At 62.5% G+C, this 18,355-nt stretch carries 19 protein-coding genes; 3 read left to right on the forward strand and 16 right to left on the reverse strand.

The features are described 5' to 3' along the window. Positions 1–4 precede the first annotated feature (4 nt). The 8 genes from SJY18_RS04000 to SJY18_RS04035 all read right to left on the reverse strand — a co-directional run bounded on the left by SJY18_RS04000 (position 5) and on the right by SJY18_RS04035 (position 8,086). Positions 5–2,491 (reverse strand): glycogen/starch/alpha-glucan phosphorylase, encoded by a 2,487-nt coding sequence (locus SJY18_RS04000; protein WP_396668459.1) that lies wholly within the window; start codon positions 2,489–2,491, stop codon positions 5–7. Positions 2,492–2,590: 99 nt separating this feature from the next. Continuing rightward, positions 2,591–3,346, reverse strand: coding sequence for an NAD(P)H-hydrate epimerase (locus SJY18_RS04005; RefSeq protein ID WP_396668460.1), 756 nt, complete (start codon positions 3,344–3,346; stop codon positions 2,591–2,593). Beyond that, positions 3,343–4,383 carry a YihY/virulence factor BrkB family protein gene (locus SJY18_RS04010; protein WP_396668461.1) on the reverse strand — a complete coding sequence of 347 codons (1,041 nt, stop codon included), beginning with the start codon at positions 4,381–4,383 and terminating at the stop codon, positions 3,343–3,345. The genes SJY18_RS04005 and SJY18_RS04010 overlap by 4 nt, the downstream gene beginning before the upstream one ends. Before the next feature lie 120 nt (positions 4,384–4,503). Then, a complete protein-coding gene (locus tag SJY18_RS04015) occupies positions 4,504–5,244 on the reverse strand; it encodes a prepilin peptidase (RefSeq protein ID WP_396668462.1) in 741 nt (246 codons plus the stop codon). A gap of 60 nt (positions 5,245–5,304) precedes the next feature. Further along, positions 5,305–5,604, reverse strand: a complete 300-nt coding sequence (locus SJY18_RS04020) for a DUF1905 domain-containing protein (protein WP_396668463.1) — start codon at positions 5,602–5,604, stop codon at positions 5,305–5,307. A gap of 97 nt (positions 5,605–5,701) precedes the next feature. Then, positions 5,702–6,694 (reverse strand): aldo/keto reductase, encoded by a 993-nt coding sequence (locus SJY18_RS04025; RefSeq protein ID WP_396668464.1) that lies wholly within the window; start codon positions 6,692–6,694, stop codon positions 5,702–5,704. A gap of 19 nt (positions 6,695–6,713) precedes the next feature. Continuing rightward, entirely contained in the window at positions 6,714–7,625 is a 912-nt protein-coding gene (locus SJY18_RS04030; RefSeq protein WP_396668465.1) for a L,D-transpeptidase, read from the reverse strand. Between the two features lie 101 nt (positions 7,626–7,726). After that, complete coding sequence (locus SJY18_RS04035) at positions 7,727–8,086, reverse strand: DUF2200 domain-containing protein (protein ID WP_396668466.1); 360 nt, start codon at positions 8,084–8,086, stop codon at positions 7,727–7,729. Between the two features lie 110 nt (positions 8,087–8,196). Between SJY18_RS04035 and SJY18_RS04040 the strand changes: the two genes are divergently transcribed. The 3 genes from SJY18_RS04040 to SJY18_RS04050 are packed head-to-tail and all read left to right on the forward strand — an operon-like array spanning position 8,197 to position 10,639. Continuing rightward, on the forward strand, positions 8,197–8,559 hold the full coding sequence (locus SJY18_RS04040; protein WP_396668467.1) for an ArsR/SmtB family transcription factor: 363 nt from the start codon (positions 8,197–8,199) through the stop codon (positions 8,557–8,559). Further along, positions 8,556–10,202: a SulP family inorganic anion transporter gene (locus tag SJY18_RS04045; protein WP_396668468.1), complete on the forward strand. Its 1,647-nt coding sequence runs from the start codon at positions 8,556–8,558 to the stop codon at positions 10,200–10,202. Before SJY18_RS04040 ends, SJY18_RS04045 begins: the two co-directional genes overlap by 4 nt. 44 nt (positions 10,203–10,246) lie before the next feature. After that, complete coding sequence (locus SJY18_RS04050) at positions 10,247–10,639, forward strand: HsmA family protein (protein WP_363583975.1); 393 nt, start codon at positions 10,247–10,249, stop codon at positions 10,637–10,639. A 62-nt stretch (positions 10,640–10,701) separates the two neighbouring features. Here the strand turns inward: SJY18_RS04050 and SJY18_RS04055 are convergent, their stop codons facing one another. The 8 genes from SJY18_RS04055 to SJY18_RS04090 form a co-directional block, all read right to left on the reverse strand. After that, a complete protein-coding gene (locus SJY18_RS04055; protein WP_396668469.1) occupies positions 10,702–11,334 on the reverse strand; it encodes a pyridoxamine 5'-phosphate oxidase family protein in 633 nt (210 codons plus the stop codon). Positions 11,335–11,420: 86 nt separating this feature from the next. Further along, the gene (locus SJY18_RS04060) at positions 11,421–11,861 is read right to left on the reverse strand and encodes a pyridoxamine 5'-phosphate oxidase family protein (RefSeq protein ID WP_396668470.1); all 441 of its coding nucleotides are present in this window, start codon (positions 11,859–11,861) and stop codon (positions 11,421–11,423) included. A gap of 110 nt (positions 11,862–11,971) precedes the next feature. Beyond that, positions 11,972–12,616, reverse strand: a complete 645-nt coding sequence (locus SJY18_RS04065) for a response regulator (protein ID WP_396668471.1) — start codon at positions 12,614–12,616, stop codon at positions 11,972–11,974. After that, positions 12,613–14,274 (reverse strand): GAF domain-containing protein, encoded by a 1,662-nt coding sequence (locus SJY18_RS04070; protein ID WP_396668472.1) that lies wholly within the window; start codon positions 14,272–14,274, stop codon positions 12,613–12,615. Before SJY18_RS04070 ends, SJY18_RS04065 begins: the two co-directional genes overlap by 4 nt. 58 nt (positions 14,275–14,332) lie before the next feature. Continuing rightward, positions 14,333–15,139 carry a universal stress protein gene (locus tag SJY18_RS04075; protein WP_396668473.1) on the reverse strand — a complete coding sequence of 269 codons (807 nt, stop codon included), beginning with the start codon at positions 15,137–15,139 and terminating at the stop codon, positions 14,333–14,335. A 121-nt stretch (positions 15,140–15,260) separates the two neighbouring features. Then, the gene (locus SJY18_RS04080; RefSeq protein ID WP_396668474.1) at positions 15,261–16,982 is read right to left on the reverse strand and encodes an AMP-binding protein; all 1,722 of its coding nucleotides are present in this window, start codon (positions 16,980–16,982) and stop codon (positions 15,261–15,263) included. Positions 16,983–17,144: 162 nt separating this feature from the next. Beyond that, positions 17,145–17,519 (reverse strand): rhodanese-like domain-containing protein, encoded by a 375-nt coding sequence (locus SJY18_RS04085; protein WP_396668475.1) that lies wholly within the window; start codon positions 17,517–17,519, stop codon positions 17,145–17,147. 46 nt (positions 17,520–17,565) lie between these two features. Then, on the reverse strand, positions 17,566–18,354 hold the full coding sequence (locus SJY18_RS04090) for a sulfite exporter TauE/SafE family protein (protein WP_396668476.1): 789 nt from the start codon (positions 18,352–18,354) through the stop codon (positions 17,566–17,568). Position 18,355 lies beyond the last annotated feature (1 nt).

The following is an 18,355-nucleotide window of genomic DNA, read 5'->3' on the forward strand; positions in this document are numbered from 1 at the left end:
CGCACTAGAACGACGGCGCGGTGTGCCAGATGCGCTCAATGTAGTCGCGCATGGAGCGATCCGACGAGAAGTATCCGCACCGCGCCACATTGAGGATCGCCGAACGCGTCCAGGCGTCCTGGTCGGCGTATGCCGCGTCTACCTTGGCCTGAGCCCCGATGTAGGCCGAGTAGTCGGCCAGCACCATGAAGCGGTCGTCGTAGAGCAGATTCGACACTATGGGCTCGAACATTGAGCGATCCCCACCCGAAAATGCACCGGATGCGATCAGATCGAGTGAACGGCGCAAGCCGCTGTCGGCGTTGTAGAACGAACTCGGCTTGTATCCCTTCACCCATAGCGATTCCACCTCGGGCTCGCTCATTCCGAACAGGAAGAAGTTGTCGTCACCGACCAGCTCCCGAATCTCGACATTGGCACCATCATCGGTGCCGATGGTGAGCGCCCCATTGAGAGCAAACTTCATGTTGCCCGTTCCAGATGCCTCTTTGCCCGCGAGCGAGATCTGCTCTGACAGGTCGGCGGCAGGGATAACTCGCTCCGCCAGGGTGACGTTGTAATTCGGCGGGAAGAGCACCTTGAGCTTGCCCTCAACCCTCGAGTCATTGTTCACGACAGAGCCGACCGCGTTGATCAGGTGGATGATGCGCTTCGCCATGGCGTAGCCGGGCGCCGCCTTTGCACCGAAGATGAACGTGCGCGGCTGAACGTCGCTGGCCGAGACGCGACCTGAGATGATCCCCTCATACGTGGTGACGATGTGCAACACCTTCAGCATCTGACGCTTGTACTCGTGCAACCGCTTGACCATGACGTCGAGCATGTGTCCGTCGCTCACTTCGAAGTCGTCGCGTTCGCGCAGCACATCGCTGAGCAGGCGCTTGTTGGCTGCCTTCACCTCGGCGAACTGTGTGCGAAACTCGGGGTCTTCAGCGTAGGCTTCGAGTTCTCGCAACCGCTCAAGATCAGTGACCCAGCCGGTTCCCAGCGCGTCGGTGATGAGCCCTGACAACGACGGGTTCGCGAGGCGTACGAACCGTCGAGGCGTCACGCCGTTGGTGACGTTGATGAACTTTCCCGGGTAGAACTCGTTGAAGTCGGGCAGCACCTTGTCGCGCAGCAACTGGGAGTGCAGCTCAGCGACACCATTCACCTTTGCGCCGGCAACGGTCGCGAGATATGCCATGCGCACTGAGCGCACCGGATGCTCGCCGATAATCGACATGTCGCGAATGCGCATCTCGTCATCGCCGAACTTCTCGCGGACGGCGACGAGAAAATCTTCGTTGATGCGGTAGATGATCTCGAGGTGTCGCGGCAGCAGCCGGCCCAGCAGTTCGACGGGCCAGACTTCCAGTGCCTCTGGCAACAGAGTGTGACATGTGTACGCGAAACACTGCTGCGTGACTGCCCACGCAGCATCCCAATCCATCTTCTTCTCATCGACCAACACGCGCATGAACTCGGGAACCGCGATCACCGGGTGGGTGTCGTTGAGCTGGAAGATGATCCGCTCTGGCAGGTTGGTCAGTTCGAAATCAGCCGGGAGCATGACATCGAAGACGTCTCTGATCGATGCCGCCACAAAGAAATACTGCTGCTGCAGTCGAAGCTCTTTGCCCTGGGGGGTCGAATCCTCGGGGTACAGCACCTTCGAGATGTTCTCGGCATAGGTCTGGGCACGTACTGCCTCTTCGTAATCTCCCGAGTTGAACACCCGAAGATCAAACGAGTTTGTGGCCACCGCGCTCCAAAGCCGAAGCGTGTTGACGCGTCCGTTCTGGTAGCCGGGAACCATGTAGTTGTAGGGCACCGCCTGCACGTTCCATGCCGGAATCCAGCGAGATCGTTGCACTCCCTCGTCGTCGTAGGTCTCGGTGTGGCCACCGAATGCGATCGTCTGCGCTCCTTCAGGGTGTGCGAACTCCCACGGCGACCCGAGCGACAGCCACGCGTCGGGCTGTTCTGCCTGCTGCCCATCGACGAATGTCTGGCGGAAGATGCCGTACTCATATCGAATGCCGTAGCCGACGTTGGGAACCCCCATCGTGGCGAGTGAGTCGATGAAGCAGGCGGCGAGGCGACCGAGACCGCCATTGCCGAGTCCTGGTTCGACCTCTTGCTGACGCAGGTCGTCAAGATCGATGCCACAGGCGGCGAGCGCCTCTTCGGCGATCTCGCTCAGGCCGGAAGCGAGCAGGTTGTTGTCGAGTTGGCGGCCAAGAAGATACTCAGCGGAGAGGTACGCGACTCCCTTGTCTTGCACTTCGCGCTGACGTCTGAGGTCTTCCAGCCAGCGCGCCATGAGATAGTCGCGCACTGTGTGTGCCAGCGCGAAATACTTGTCAGTCGCGCTGGCATTCGAAAGCGTGACTCCGCGGCCGGAGTTGAGGTTCAACAGAAATTCCCGCACGAATCCATCGACCGTGCTCGGCGGCGCGGCGACCGGCGCAAGCGCAAGCGGGTGTGTGGGATGCAAGTGATCAGGCATGAGTACGAAACTACCGAGTCCCCCGCGGTTAACAGCGCTCTCTAGGCGTCGAGGTCCAATTTTTTACTTGCCCGTCACCTGTCTCGCCCCAGCGAGGCGCTACGCCCGAACAACACGCGCAATCTCAGCCTCGCCCGCCGGCGCTTCCGCTCTGAGGCCGGGCGTAAGACCGAGATCGACGAACACGATATCGCCGCTCAGCTCGGGACCGCGGTCAATGGCCAGTCCAGCCTTTACTGCGCCGAACGTGACGGTGACCGCAGCGGGCAACACCACCTCGTCTGCCTCGCCAGTGTCGGGGTGAATGCCGCTCGGAAGATCTACTGCCACTACGCGCAACGCGCCGGTTCGTGCGGCGTGCAAGAGCGCCTGCACCGCCTCGCGCGCACTACCGCGCAACGCGGATTTCGCACCCGCCCCAATGCCGAGAATGCCGTCTACAACGAGGTCGTAGCTCGCTGCGCTGTCTCGCAGCCTGGCCAGGTCGATCCGCCGCGCGCCTGCCGAGACCGCCTCGGTGAGGGCCGCGACATGGAAGCGCTCGGATACGAGCAGCACGTCGACGGCTATCGCTCTATCGGCCGTCTGCACGGGCGCGAAGGGATCAGCATCCGCCATGACGGTGGCGGCACTCTGCGAAACCAGTTCGGCGGCGGCGAATAAGGCATCCGCACCGTTGTCGCCGCTGCCCGCGAGAACAAGCACTCGTGGGGCGTGGACTTCAGTCAGCTCTCTTCTCAGCTCCTCGGCGAGAGCGGCTGAAGCGCGCAACATCAAGGGAACCCCCGCAGCCAGCAGTGGTGCCTCCGCCGCCCGCACCTGCGCCGCAGTGTAGGTGGTCGCCCAGGTCGTCATGAACCCGACTTTGCCTCAGGGGTGTCTTGTTTACCCTCGTCACCTTCGCGCTCTGCTGCCTCAGCCTCTCGGGCTATTCGCAGTTCTTTGGCCGCGAAACGCACCTCGTTCTCGGCGCGCCGCACTCTGCGCTGAGCGAAGGTCGACGCCCCGAACTTTGCACGAACCCGGTCGCGCTCCTCTTCGATTCCCGTGACGATGTAGGCGCAAGCGATGAGAATCACCTGTGCCGAGAGGTTGAACCACAGCAGCAACGCGATGAGCGATGCGAAAGAAGCGAGCAACGGGTTAGACGATGCACCACCCACGAACAACGATGACAGTTGTTGCAATACGGTCAGGCCGACCGCGCCAAGCAACGCACCGCTCCACAGCGAACGTGCTGACGGCTTTACACCGGAAAGCGTGAGAAAGAGCACCGCGATAATCGCAGCATCCATCGCGAATACCACGATGAGCGTCAGCGCACGCGAGCCGAACTCCATCAATGCCGAGCTCTCGGTGATGCCGAGCCAACCTGCGACCAGATCGAGCCCTGCAGTTCCGATGAAGGTGATGGCCGCCGAGGCCGCGAGTGCAAGCCCGATTCCAATGGCCAGCAGCAGGTTGCGCAACATGACCCACAGAAAGAACCCGTCTTGTTGGGCGAAGTCAGCGATGGACCGGATCGCCAAACGCAGCGTGGCAATCGCTCCGATCGCCGCCGCGACCAGGGCGATGAGAGAAATCGTTCCCGCAACGGTCAGTCCGGCGGGTGCGTCGATTTCGTCGGTCTCGATGATGCCATCGGGTCCGACGAGGCCCGGAACGAAGTTGTTGACTGCATCGATGAGCGCCTGCCACGCGACCGGGTTTCCCGCCAGCCAGATCGTCGCGATCGAAAAGCCCAGCAGCACGCCCGCGAACACGCTGAACAGCGCACGGTATGTGACGCTGTCTGCCAGCATGGGACCGCGTCGCTCTACGTAGAGCAACGCCGATCGTACGAGCTTGAGCGACAGCACCCAAGCAATGGCTTTCGCGATGAACTCCTTCATACCGCCACGATAGCGAGCCTGACGCTCCAGACAACTGGGTTGGACAGACCCGTCGTTCAGCGCTATGCAACCCCGAGATCTTTCGCTACGCACCGGTCGCGCACCCTGCAGAAGTCAGCGTCAGGAGACAAGAAGCGTGCTGTCGCTCAGCGCGATGCCGACCCAGGCCCCTGCCAACATCCATGGGCCGAACGGCAATGCCGTCGTTCGACTCGCTCGGCCACCCAGAATGAGCGCAACGCCGACCGCACCTCCAAGCAGGAAGGCGGCGAAAGCCCCGACGGCGAGCGCGGTCCAGCCCAGCCACCCGAGATACATTCCGATCACGCCGGCGAGTTTGACGTCACCGCCGCCCATGCCCCTGGGCTGCAGAGAGCGGAGCATGAAGTAGAAGCTGAATAGAATCACCATCCCCGCCACTGCAGTGAGCACTGCCTGCCAGTCACCGACCAGCAAGGACGCGCAGCCCAGGAGCGCAGCGCCTACGGGATAGCACGGCAAGACGAGAGCATTCGGCAAACGATGGGTTGCGAGATCGATGAACGTAAGCGCGATCGAGACGGCGGCGAAATAGAGGAACGCAACAATCGTGACCGCAAGGGACCACACTTCATTGGCACGGCTCGGGTCAGCATCTGAAACAAAGAACCATGTCACGCCCACAAATGAGAGCGGTGTGAGCAGCATGACTGCGGTGCGGCGCGGCCCTGCGTGCATATGAGCGGCCGGTCGAAGGCGAGTGCGCTCTGGCGATGGCTCAAGCCACGGCTGCACGCGCGCAACGACGCCGTTGAGCAGATAGCCGACGGCGAGTCCAGCTGCCGTGAGGAAAATTAGCAGGATCGCAGTGGCGGGTGTCATACCCGTCTCGGCAGCGTTCCGGCGACCCGCTCAACATCGGCCCGGTGCCCCCGCGAACGGCTAGGCATCCAGCACCTCAAGACGCACCCGAACAGGCCCGCCCTCGACGAGACCTTCTGCGTTGCGAACCGCCTTTTTCAGAGGTAGCACGTAGGTCTCAGTTCTCTTGTCGGGAAAGATCGACGTCTTCCACTCGGAACCGCCGACTCGCGCAATCACTCTTACCGCCCCGAAACCGCGGTGCGGCCGAGGAATCTCACGAATGTCTTCGCTCAGTTCAGGTGGGACCGAGGTGAGGTGCATGGCGACATCGGCGCGCGCATCCCACAGAAAGACTTCGCTCTCGAACTCGATGATCATGCACGTAGTCCACCACAGCCCAGCGCACCCGCATGCTGTTTCTCCACACCCCTGCGCGGGCACAGCTCGGCACGCACAGTTCAGACAAGACCGCGTATCACCACTGTGGGTGAATCACATCTCGCAACAACCGGTCATACACGTTTCGGATCACAGAATCGAACAGATCTACGTCAAACTCGCCCTCGGCCAGGGCGCCCGCGTCAGCGTTTGCCCGCGCTTGCGAAACGTTGCGTGCACCCGGAATAACCGATGTCACGCCAGTGCGTGAGGCAATCCACGCGAGAGTCGCCGCGGGAAGCGAGACCCCGTCGGGCAGAGCACGAGTCAGCTCCGCTACTGCCTCGAGGCCCACGGAGAAGTCCACGCCCGAGAACGTCTCGCCGCGGTCGAAGGCTTCGCCGTGGCGGTTGTACGTGCGGTGGTCGTTCTCGGCGAACGTCGTGGTGGCCGTGTACTTGCCTGAGAGCAGCCCCGAGGCCAGCGGAACCCGAGCAAAAACCGCGACGCCTGCGGCCTCGGCCGCCGGCAGCACCTCATCCAGCGGCTTCAACCTGAACGGGTTGAAGATGATCTGCACGTTTGAGACGTTCGGACGCGAAATAGCAGCGAGCGCCTGCGCAGTCGTTTCCACCGAAACGCCATAGGCAGCAATCGCACCGTCGGTGACCAGTGCATCAAGCGCGTCGTACGTCTCGTCGCTGTTGATGACCGTGGTGGGCGGGCAGTGCAGTTGCACGAGGTCGAGGGTGTCAACGCCGAGGTTGTTGCGGGAGCGATCGGTCCACGCGCGGAAGTTCTCGGGCACGTAGTTCTCGGGCTCTTGCGCCATGCGCCTGCCCATCTTGGTGGCGACGGTGATGCCATGCCCTGGACGCGATGCAAGGAACGCGCCGATGATCGACTCGCTGCGGCCATCGCCGTAGACATCGGCGGTATCGAAGAGCGTCACGCCGGCGTCGGCCGACGCTGCGAGAACTGCGGTCGCATCTTCTTCGCTCACCGAACCCCAGTCTGCTCCTAGTTGCCAAGTTCCCAGGCCGATAGTGGAGACGTTTCGACCGGTACGAGCGAGGGGGCGCTGGTTCATGAGGTTCCTTGTGTGACGGTTATTGCTCAATGACGACCGGGGTGCCGATCGGCAACTCTGCGAGCGTATCTATGGCATCTGCATCCAGTCGAATGCACCCGTTGGAAATAGCGCCCGAGCTTTGGTCGTGGTAATGGAATGCGGTGATTGCAACGTCCGCTCCCCCGAAACCATCCAGCGTGGGCGATTGCACTGCGAGATACACGATCGGGTGCCCGCGGGTGTACCAGAACTCTTCCACCACACGGGTGGTCATGATGAAAGTGCGCCCGAGTGGAGTGGGCGTTGCGTCGGTGCCCCAGGCGAAGTCGTTGGCGATGCGCTCCGCTTCGCCGTCGGTCACGATGTCGAGGGTGCGGTCTGAGATATCGACTTTGACCACGGTGTCGTTTGGCGCAAGCTCGACGTCTTGCATGCGCAGCCATCCGGTGACCTGGGCGGGATCGCCCGTCGACGGAGTAGCCTGACGCCCAGTGAGCAGCACGTGCACCCAATTGGTCTGGCGTTCGATCACCGGAAGCAAGGTGCCGTCGTAGGGGAACTCCCGCGGTACATACGCAACGGGCTCACCCTCAGGATCCGCGAAGACGGGCGCGCCGATTCCGAGAGCAAGAGCGGTTTCTCCCACGAAGGATGCCGCTGGCTCATCATCCACCGGAAGTTTCTCAAGCACCGAGAACACGCTCACCTGCTCGAGCGTCGTCACGTCGTACGTCGCCGTGTTGGCCGGAAAGCCGGTGGGAGTCGGAGTAGGAGTAGGAGTCGGTGTAGGAGTCGCCGTTGGCGTAGCGATGGGAGTGGATGCTGCCGTTTCGGCGGGGCGCAGCATCCACATCGAAAAGACCACTACCGCGATGGCTGCGAGGGCACTGGCTGCGACGATCCACGGCCAGCGGCGCGGGGGCGCAGTCGTCTCGTCAGGGGTCGTCACCCCTCCATCGTCGGGTGCGTGGCCGCACGCCGCAAGGCAGACCGGCGCTGCTCAGCGCATTGGCAGGTGACGCGGGGCGTGCATGCCCTATAGCGAACCCGTCAGGCCGCAGGCGTTCGAAGGATCGAGGTCATCTTCTTACCACGTGCAACCTCGTCGACGAGCTTGTCCATGTAGCGAATCTTCTGCATCAGCGGGTCTTCGATGTCTTCGACACGGTAGCCGCAGATCACACCCGTGATGAGCGACGCGTCGGGATTGAAAGCGGGCGTCTCGGCGAAGAACGTCTCGAGGTTGACCTCATCTGCGACTGCCTTAGCGAGGCTCTCGTCGTCGTGACCGGTCAGCCACTCGATAACCGTATCGACATCTGCTTTGGACTTGCCCTTGCGTTCGACCTTCTGCACGTAGAGCACGTAAATGCTCGCGAAAGACATGCGAAGAATGCGATGGCTTGGCATGACTGACTCCTGTTGACGCGCGAACTGACCGCCTTCACGATATCGCGATCGTTCAGTGGCGATATGATGAATCCATCAATTCATTATTCTCTAGGGTCCGGAGTCACCCAGTGTTCGACAATGATGAGCGCCCGCTCTACGAGATCAAAGCCAATCTCTTCAAGGGGCTCGCGCATCCGTATCGCATTCGCGTGCTCGAGATTCTCTCGAGTGCCGATGAAGCATCCGTCTCAGAGATGCTCACTCAGACCGGACTCGAGGCCTCGCACCTTTCGCAGCATCTGTCGGTATTGCGTCGCTACGGACTGGTTGTGTCTGAGCGCCGCGCGAGCGTGGTCTACTACCGCTTGGCGTACCCGCAGGTTGCGGATCTGCTGATGGTTGCTCGCCAACTGCTCGACCAGTTGTTGCACGCGTCTGCCGACCAGCGAGCAATTGCCGACACGCTCCCTTCGATCTCCCCGGCACGATGAGCGCTTCGTCACGGTCGCTGCGCGCACTGTTGCCGAGTCGCGGTGACTACCGAGGTTTACGCCGAAGCTGGCGAGGTGACGTCGCCGCAGGAATCACCGTAGGTATCGTTGCCCTTCCTCTGGCTCTGGCTTTTGGCGTCAGTTCGGGTGTCGGCGCTGAAGCGGGACTGATCACCGCGATTGTTGCTGGCATCGTGGCGGCAGTGTTCGGCGGATCGAACGTGCAGGTCTCTGGGCCCACCGGCGCCATGGTCGTCGTGCTGGCGCCTATCGTCGTACTGCACGGTGTCGAAGCCGTGGTGATCGTCAGCATTCTCGCTGGGTTGATCGTGCTGGTGGCCGGGGCTCTGCGACTCGGCCGCACCGTGAGCTATATCCCCTGGCCAGTCATCGAAGGCTTTACCGTTGGCATCGGCATCATCATTTTTCTCCAGCAGGTTCCCGCTGCGGTCGGGGTCGCCAGCACGGGCCACAGCACGAACGCGCTGGTCGCGGCGGTTCAATCAGTGATGGATGCTGAATGGCCTGCCGCCCTGCTACCTGTCGCCGCCGTGATTGCCGTGGCTCTGATCATGGTGCTGCTCAGCCGGGTGAGCGGCCGCCTGCCGGCATCATTCATCGCCATCGTTGTCGTGACACTCGCGACGGCCATCTTTGCGTTGCCGCTCGCGACGATCGGCGAGCTGCCGCGCTCTCTGCCAGCGCCAACCCTGCCGCTGTTCACCGTGGAGACCACGCTGAGCCTGATCGGCCCAGCATTCGCGGTGGCCGCTCTTGCCGCGATCGAATCGCTGCTGTCAGCGCGTGTGGCGGCGTCAATGGCCGATACCGGTCCGGTCAATGCCGACCGTGAACTCGTCGGGCAGGGCCTCGCGTCTATCGCCTCCGGTTTCTTCGGTGGGATGCCTGCTACCGGAGCTATCGCGCGCACGGCGGTCAACGTGCGCTCGGGGGCGCGCACGAGAGTCTCTGCGCTCGTGCATTCACTCGCGTTGCTTGCGGTCGTGTATGCGGCCGCAACGGTTGTCGCAACGATCCCGCTGGCCGCACTCTCGGGTGTTCTCATGGTGACCGCGGCACGCATGATGTCTCCGCGACTGATCGCCCTGGTGCTGCGCTCAACCAGAGCAGATGCCGTCGTGTTTGTCATCACCGCGGTGATTACGGTGAGCTTCGATCTCATCGTTGCGGTCGGCATCGGCATTGTGGTCGCCGCATTCTTCGCTCTGCGTGCGCTCAGCGAAGCGAGCGGCGTGCGTCGAGAGGAGCTGCCTGGCTCTGCGATGCCGGGCGACGAGAGAATCGGGCTCTTCCGAATTGACGGTTCGCTGTTCTTCGGCGCAGCAGAGCGGTTGCGTGATCGCATCAGCGATCAGCAGGGTATTGAGGTGGTGATCCTGCGCCTCTCGCAATTGCAGTTGATCGATGCGACAGGAGCCCGCACCTTGACCGAGCTCGTCAACACGTTGGAACAACGTGGTGTGACCGTCTTGATCAAAGGCATCAGGACCGAGCACATGCAGGTGCTCGAGCGACTGGGAACGGTGGACTCCCTCCGCCATCCCAACCATCTGTTCGCCGAACTGCAACCAGCAATCGAGCATGCGAGATCACACGTGGCGCGATCTGCCGTGGGCAACTAGCCGCGCCGCACCGATAGGCTCGCAGCAGTCCAGAAAGGTTCCCTATGCTGCCTGCCGCCATCGTCACCATCACGCTCGCACTCGTTTTCTACACCATCGGGGTGTGGGCTGAGCGCATCCAGAAGGTGCTGAAATGGTGGCACGTCGCGTTCTTCGCTCTCGGGCTCGCTGCCGACACCACCGGCACGCTCATGATGAGCAGCATCGCGAACGAACGCCGCGCCGCGGGCGTTGAGGCAAGCGCTCTAGACACCGTGATGGCGTGGAGCGGCCTGATCGCGATTGCACTGATGGCCTTCCACCTGGTGTGGGCAGTCATCGTCTTGCTACGCGGTCGCGATAAAGAGATTCACACGTTCCACCGGTTCAGCGTTGTAGTGTGGGTGATCTGGCTGATCCCCTACGTGGCGGGCGCGGCGGGCGCAATGATCGGCTGAGATGCCGATGGCGCTTGCCCTTTCGCCACGCTAGGCAGGACGTATCACTCGAGCGAGACGTGTCACTCGAGCGGGGCGTAGTGCGGGATTGGCGATGGCTTCTCGTCGTGCAGACGAGCTTGCTCGTCTTCCCCCGCTCCGGTGGCCTCGCGTTCCACTTCTCCGGCGGCCGTGGGCCCACGCTTGCGAAAGCGACGACCTGAAATAGAGTCTGGCTTCAGGCGCAGAAAGTTGTGCTTGGCGGTCGGGCTCCACGAGAAGAGCTCCAGCGCACCAGACGCTTCGATCAGCTCGTCAGCATCCATGCGCACAATGTCTCCGCGGATGACGACACTCCAGTGTCGCCACACGTCCGATCCATCTACCTCGAACGCCACCGCAGGCTTCGAGTGCAGCGCCTGCAGTTTTCCGCCGGGAGCAGTGCGGATGACAACGCTGCCGTCGTAGACCAAAAAGTTCATCGGAAACACGTCGGGGCGCCCGTCAGCGGCGACGATCGCCAGCCTGCCAAGACCGACCGATTCCAACAGCCGCCAGCATTCATCAACGGGAATCTCTTGGACACCGAGGCGTGCGGCACTGGGTTCGTGGTGCGGCTCAATGAGATAGGGGTTGGGTGCATCAGTGCGTGGCTGGACTTCCGACGCAGATGTCTGTTGTGCACCGTCGCTTTGAGCGGGTGTGGAACTGGTCATGATGTGCGGCTCCTTTCCTCGAACGTGGCTGCTGTGGGTCGGGGTGCTGCTGGGCTTTCTTGTCGATGGGACGATATGTCGCCGGTTTAGTCGTCTATCACTTCGTATCTGTCCGGTTCAGGTGCTCGTACGAAGCGACGACCGCTCAGCGAGGTGGGCGTGATTCGCACCCACCGGTACTTGAGCGTGGGAATCCACGGTTTCAGGCCAAGGGTGTCGGCTTCATCTACCTCGTCTTGAGCCTCCACCCGTTCGGCCTCGCCCTTCAGCACGACGCTCGCGGCGACACCATCGTCGAACTCATCCACTTCGAACGCGACGCGCGGATTCACCGACAGCTCGAACAGCTTCGTGCCCGGCGCAGTGCGAAACAGAAGCGAACCCTCGTGCACGATGAAATTCACCGGAAAGATGTCGATCTCGCCGTGAACGGCGAGCGCAAGACGGCCCAGCTGCGCACGGGTGAGCAATTCCCAGCATGTCTCGGCGCTGAGCTGCTCGACAACGTTCTCGATCGCGGAGTCCACGGCGTCTCCCTTCGACTGGGTACGGCTGGTGCCGTGCTATCCCTACTCAACTCCTCGATCGCCCGAGAGTAAAGGGCCGAAGGTCCCGTGAGCACGTGAGCACGTGAGCATCAGCCGGACTGGTGTTTGCGCTCCGCACCATATACCGCCGCTTGCGTGCGCCGCTCCATGCCGAGCTTTGCGAGCAGAGCGCTGACGTAGTTCTTGACCGTCTTCTCGGCAAGGCCCAACCGTGCGCCGATCTCTCGGTTGGTGAGCCCTTCAGCGATCAGCGAAAGCACCTGGCTCTCCCGAAGTGACAGGGCTGGAGCGCTGTTCTCATCGCGGCGTTCGCGATCAGAGTGCAGCCCGCGGGCCGCGCGCTGCATGACCTCGGGTGCCTGGATCGTGCCTCCGGCAGCGGCGCGGCGAATCGCTTCGACAAGCATGCCGCTGCGAATGTCTTTCAACACATATCCGCTCGCCCCGGCAAGCACGGCAGAGCGCAACGCCTCGTCGTCGTCGTACGCGGTGAGGATCAAGCATGCAACGGCTGGATGCGAAGAGCGGATCTCTCTGCACAGATCTACGCCGTTTCCGTCAGGAAGCCGCACGTCGAGCACTGCTACATCGGGTGAGCACGCCTCAACTCTGCGAAGCGCCTCCGCGACTGTACCTGCCTCGCCCACCACTTCGAGGTCAGGCTGAGTGTCGACGAGCTGTGCGATACCGCGCCGCACGATTTCATGGTCGTCGACGAGAAATACGCGGATCATGATTCGTGGCTCCGGTCGTCCATAGGCACCTTCCACCGCACGTGGGTGCCACCATCTGGCTCACTGACAATCTCGCACTGTCCGCCGCGCAGCAACGCCCGGTCTGCGATATTCGCCAGCCCACTGCGAGCCTCACCTTCAGGGATGCCTCTCCCGTTGTCTTGCACTCCGAGCTCGATCCAGCCGTCGACGAGAGCGACACGTACCGAAACGACCGTCGCGTGCGCATGCTTGCCCACGTTAGTGAGCAACTCGCGAAGCACCGCAACGGCATCATCGGCGAGCGCCGACGACGTCAGGCTGTCTACCGGTCCGGCAAACGACAGGTGAGGTGGCGTCGTCCACGTGCCCGTCACACCCGAAACGACATCGAGCAGGCGATCGCGCAACTGCTTGGCACCCTTTCGGTCGCCTCTGCTCAGCGCGAAGATGATGGTGCGAATGTCTTTGATGGTCGCATCGAGCACGTCAATCTGCGTTTCGATGGCATCGGATGCAGCCGAATCGACACTCGCTGAGACCGCCTGGAGCGACAGACCAGCACCGAACAGCCGCTGTACGACATGGTCATGCAGATCGCGGGCGATGCGGGCGCGGTCGCGGTCGGTCGCGGTGCGGCTGCGCTCGTCTCGCGCGCGCACCACCTCGAGCGCGATGCTCGCTTGCGCGGCGAAGGTGAAAGCCATCTCGAGGTCGGCCGCGGTGAAGCCGGGCCCTCCGGATGTGCGAGACACGACGAGAGCACCCAGCGGCTCATCACCTACGAACAATGGGATAGCAACAGAGGGCCCCAGGCTCGGCTGCCACTCAAACATCTCGCCGCCACGTTGCGCGTCGGTGCTCACGGCACGACGAGTATTCAGCGCATGAGCGGTCAACGTTCCTTCAGCGGGATACACCCGACCGCGCAATGCCTCGGCGTTGAGGCCGTGTACCGCCGACAGCTCGAGATCGTCGTCGCCGTGAGGAGTAGCAACCGCCACAAGGTCGGCTTCGATTGCTGCAGCCACTCGATCGGCGATGACGTCCAACACGTTCTCGCCGCTGACGTCGAGCATGGCGGTGACCACGTCAGCAATAGCCGCCTGCCAGGCCTCGCGAGTGCGCGCTGCATCGTAGAGGCGAGCGTTCTCGATTGCGATGCCGGCGGTAGCAGCGAGGGCAACGATCAGTTCTTGGTCGTCTGCGCTGAACGGGCCGTTCTTTCCGTCGGTGAGATACAGATTGCCGTAGACCTGATCACCTACTCTCACTGGCACACCGAGGAAGGACTCCATCTGAGGGTGATGGTCGGGCACGCCAGCCGAGCGCGGGTCCGATGACAGATGCTCTAAGCGGATCGGCTCGCCGGCGGTAATCACAGCGCCAAGCACCCCCTTGCCCGTGGGCAGGTGACCCAGCTGCGCAACCACGTGTTCGTTCATGCCGACATGGATGAAACGCTCAAGGGCTCCGTCCGAACCGATCACGCCGAGCGCGCCGTACCTCGCGTCAACCAGCCTCATCCCCGCCTCGACGATGCGCCGCAACACGACATCAAGGTCGAGCCGTTCGACTACGGAAGTGCTCGCTCGCAGTAGGTCCTGCATGCGGCGGCGGTACTGCTCAGGCTCAGCCTCGCGCGGCGTCGGCAGGGGCGTGTCGCCGCTCTCGAACATTCCGCGTCTCCCGTCGGACGAGTGTTGTCACGCCATGCCAACTTCGGGTTGCTCTTCGCTACGAAGGAACTACGCCAACCGGAATGCGTGACCCCATCAGCGTATCTTGGGCGACCGATCCCAACAGCGCACCCTCAAGCAAGCTGCGGCGATGAGTGCCGATCACCATCAGCGAGCATCGCCTGGCCTCGCTGAGCAGCGCGCTGCTGGGTGCTCCTTGCACGAGGGCTCCCTCGACATTCAGTTCTGGATGCTGCGCTCGCACCTCGCTGCGAAGGTCATCGAGGATGCGGCGATGAACGGCCTTCTGCTCCAGCGGCGATGCCAGGTAGGCGAATGCCCCATCCGTCGTTGGGGACGGCATCTGCCAGGCGTGCAGAAGCAACAACCGCAGGCCGAGCCGTTCAGCCTCAGCCGCGGCGAATCGCACGGCGCTTGCTGAAGAATCATCGTCATCGATTCCCACCAGCACCGGGCCGGCAGAATCTGACCAGTCTTCAGGCACCACCACAACCGGGCCCTGCGACCTCGAGGCCAGATGCAGTGGCGGCCAGCCAGCAAGGGCTGCCCGTACTGGACGTTGGCGGTGAGCACCGATTGCGAGAAGGGTGGCGCCCGCTGCAGCAGCCAATAGCGCTTGCGGCATCTTGCCAATCACACGCGACGCGACGATCTCGGCTGATGGTGCGATCGCGTGCGCCTGCTGCACGCCTCCGGCGCCAACATCGAGCAGCGGATCATCGTCGGCGACGGCAACCGTGACGACTCTCAGCTGCGCGACATGTTTCGCCACGCGGTGCGCCGCCCATTCGAGGGCGTTCACGCTGGGCGCAGTGCCATCGAATCCAACCACCACGGTGTCCACGAACGACTCCCCTCATTGGCGCTAGCGACGGCGTTACCGCTAGTACCGACGCTAGAGAAGCCAGAGGCGATGCCACAGGGCCCAAGGTCCCGTGGCACAAGCCCGGCGGCGCCAAGAATGATCAGTCGCGGTAGTCGCGCTCGAAGTGCTGATCGGCAGTGTCGCCGCCTTGGGCAACACGCTGCGCCTCCCAGTCACGCAACTCCACGCGCCGGATCTTGCCCGAAATGGTCTTGGGCAAGTCTTCAGTGAACTCGAGAATGCGCACGCGCTGCCAGGCGGATAGGCGCTCGCGGCAGTGAGCGAAAATGCTCCGTGCCGCCGCCTCATGGTCGCGGCCAGCGTCGGTGAGTCGCACGTAAGCTTTCGGCACGGCGAGACGAAGCTCGTCGGGGCTTGGCACAACCGCCGCTTCGACGACGAGCGGGTGCTCCATGAGCACCGACTCAACTTCGAACGGCGAGATCTTGTAGTCGGAGGCCTTGAAAACATCGTCGGCTCGACCCACATAGGTGAGATAGCCATCAGCATCCCGAGAAGCGATGTCACCGGTGTGGTACAGGCCTTCGCGGCAAGCCTCGGCGGTGCGCGCAAGGTCGTTGTGGTACCCGTCCATAAGACCCAGGGTGTGCACGGAAAGATCGAGGCAGATCTCGCCCTCGTCGTCGCGCACCTCGCCAGTGACCGGATCAGCGAGCACGATCGGATAGCCGGGCATCGGCTTGCCCATCGACCCGTCTTTAATGGGCTGGCCTGGTGCATTTCCGATCGCACACGTCATCTCGGTTTGTCCGTAGCCGTCACGGATGCTGGCACCCCACGCCGCCCGAACACGACTGATTACTTCGGGGTTGAGCGGTTCACCCGCCCCCACCAACTCCCTCGGCGGAGTGCTCAGCAGGCTGAGGTCGGCTTGGATCAGCATTCGCCAGACGGTCGGGGGTGCACAGAAAGTCGTCACCTCGTGTGTTTGCATCACGTGCATCAGCTGAGCTGCGTCAAAGCGCTCGTAGGTGAAGATAAACACCGTGGCTTGGGCAAGAAAAGGCGCATAGAAGTTGCTCCATGCGTGCTTGCCCCAGCCAGGCGATGAGATATTCAGGTGGATGTCGCCCGGTCTGACGCCGAGCCACCACATAGTGGACAGATGTCCCACGGGATAGGACACATGGGTGTGGCGCACGAGCTTGGGCTGCGAGGTGGTCCCTGACGTGAAATATAGCAGCGCGGCATCTCCAGCGGGCGTGGGCCCATCCGGCGTGAATGTGGGCTGAGCGTCGTAGGAGTCGACCCAGGCGTTCCATCCTTCGGGAGCGCCGTGTCCCGTTCCCACGCGAATGACCTGCGCGTCAATCGCTTCGGCAATGGGTGCGAGCTTCGACTCGGTAACGATGGCACGAATGGCGCCGTGCTCGACACGGTACTCAAGGTCTGTGGCCGATAGTAGCGTCGAGGTGGGAACCGCGACCGCGCCGATCTTTGTGATGGCGAGCATCACCTCCCATAGTTCGATGGTGTTGCCGAGCATCACGATCACGTGGTCGCCGCGGCGCACGCCTATCTCGGTCAGCCAGTTAGCCACCTGATCGCTGCGAGAAGAAAGGTCGGCATATGACCACGATCGTGTGCTCAGATCGGCCGATACCAGCGTGACCGCCGCACGATCAGGGTGCTCGCCAGCGACGACATCGAACCACTCAAGTGCGAAGTTGAACTCCGTCAACTGGGGCCAGTGGAAGCCTGAAACCGCCGTGTCGTAGTCATGCGAGCTCGCGAACAGCGCCTCGCGCTGCTCAAGTATCGCCGTTGTCGCTGCTGTTGCCTGACGGGGCACGAATGTCATCTAGTTCTCCCTAAGCCACGTAACAGCATCGCATGACGTCACGCTCGGGGGCCGGCGTGAACACTCCTCGCTGCCACGAGAGCGTCAGGACCCGCGCTGGTGTCGGTCCTCACCTAGCTCTCGAGTCGCACCTGATCGGCTGCGCCCATCGCCCGGCCACGCTCAGCGGACGATCTCGATGCTCGTTGTCTGGGCTGCTTCTTCGAGCGAGCCCAGGTTGGTGAGGTCGGAGAAGCCAGCCTCTTCCATCAGCGCGATAGCTTGGCCCGCTCGGTTGCCCGTGCGGCAGTAGACGAGATACTCGGCGTCGGGGTCTAGCGTCGGAATGGCCGCCGCGACTTCGCCGCCGTTGAAGTCGAGCAACTGGGCACCCTCAAGGTGACCCGCGTCGTACTCCTCCTGCGTGCGCACATCGAGAATGATTGTGTCCTCACTCAGCTCAGTGGTGGCGTCGCTCGCCGACGTCGTCGACGTACAAGCAGCGAGACCCAGCGTGAGAAAAACGGCCGAGATGGCAAGGGGAATAGAGCGACGCATGAGCGTTCCTTTCGGTAGAGATGATTGGATCTAAATCTGATTTCGGTCACGCGCTGGCGAGCGACTTGAACAGCTGTGGAACCTCTTGCACGAGGATGAAGACACCCATCGCCAGGACGAAGATCCCAAATGCTCGTCGAAGCGCACGCTCGGGAATCTTGCCCGCGAGTGCAACGCCAACGAACGAACCGGCGACCGCCGCAGCGGTAAAGCCCAAGACGACTGGCCAGTCGAGCTGCACGGAGAACAGGTAGCCGCCGAGCCCCGCGAAAGACTTCATCGCGATGACCAGCAACGACGTTCCAACAGCAACTGCCATCGGGAGCCCACCCAGCAGGTTCAGAGCGGGAACAACCAGAAATCCCCCGCCGGCTCCGACCAGCCCAGTGGCGATGCCTACCAGCAACCCATCGATCACGATGCGCATGACGGGCAACGGATGCGCACCATCAGACTCGCCTGTTGCGCGCGGCTTGCGCCCTTTGATCATCGCGATTGCGGTGACGATCATCATCCCAGCGAAGAGGATGAGAAGCACCACCCCGGCAATGAACCCTCCGAGCAGTCCTCCGGCGAAGGCACCCGCCATGCCCGCGAGGCCGAAGATGATGCCGGTTCGCCAGACCACGCGGCCTGCTCGGGCGTGAGAGATCACGCTCACCGCGCTCGTCGTTCCGACGATGAACAGTGACGCAGCGATGGCCTCTCTCGGTGGCATGCCCAGCACGTAGGTGAGGATCGGGACGGTGAGAATCGACCCACCACCGCCGAGCAGACCCAGCGACACTCCCACCAGCACGGCGAGGAGCAGCGCAACAACTACTAGCGACTCCATC

Origin of the sequence: Microbacterium sp. R86528, from assembly GCF_044596335.1 — a bacterium.
In the GTDB taxonomy this organism is placed as follows: Bacteria; Actinomycetota; Actinomycetes; order Actinomycetales; family Microbacteriaceae; genus Microbacterium; species Microbacterium marmarense.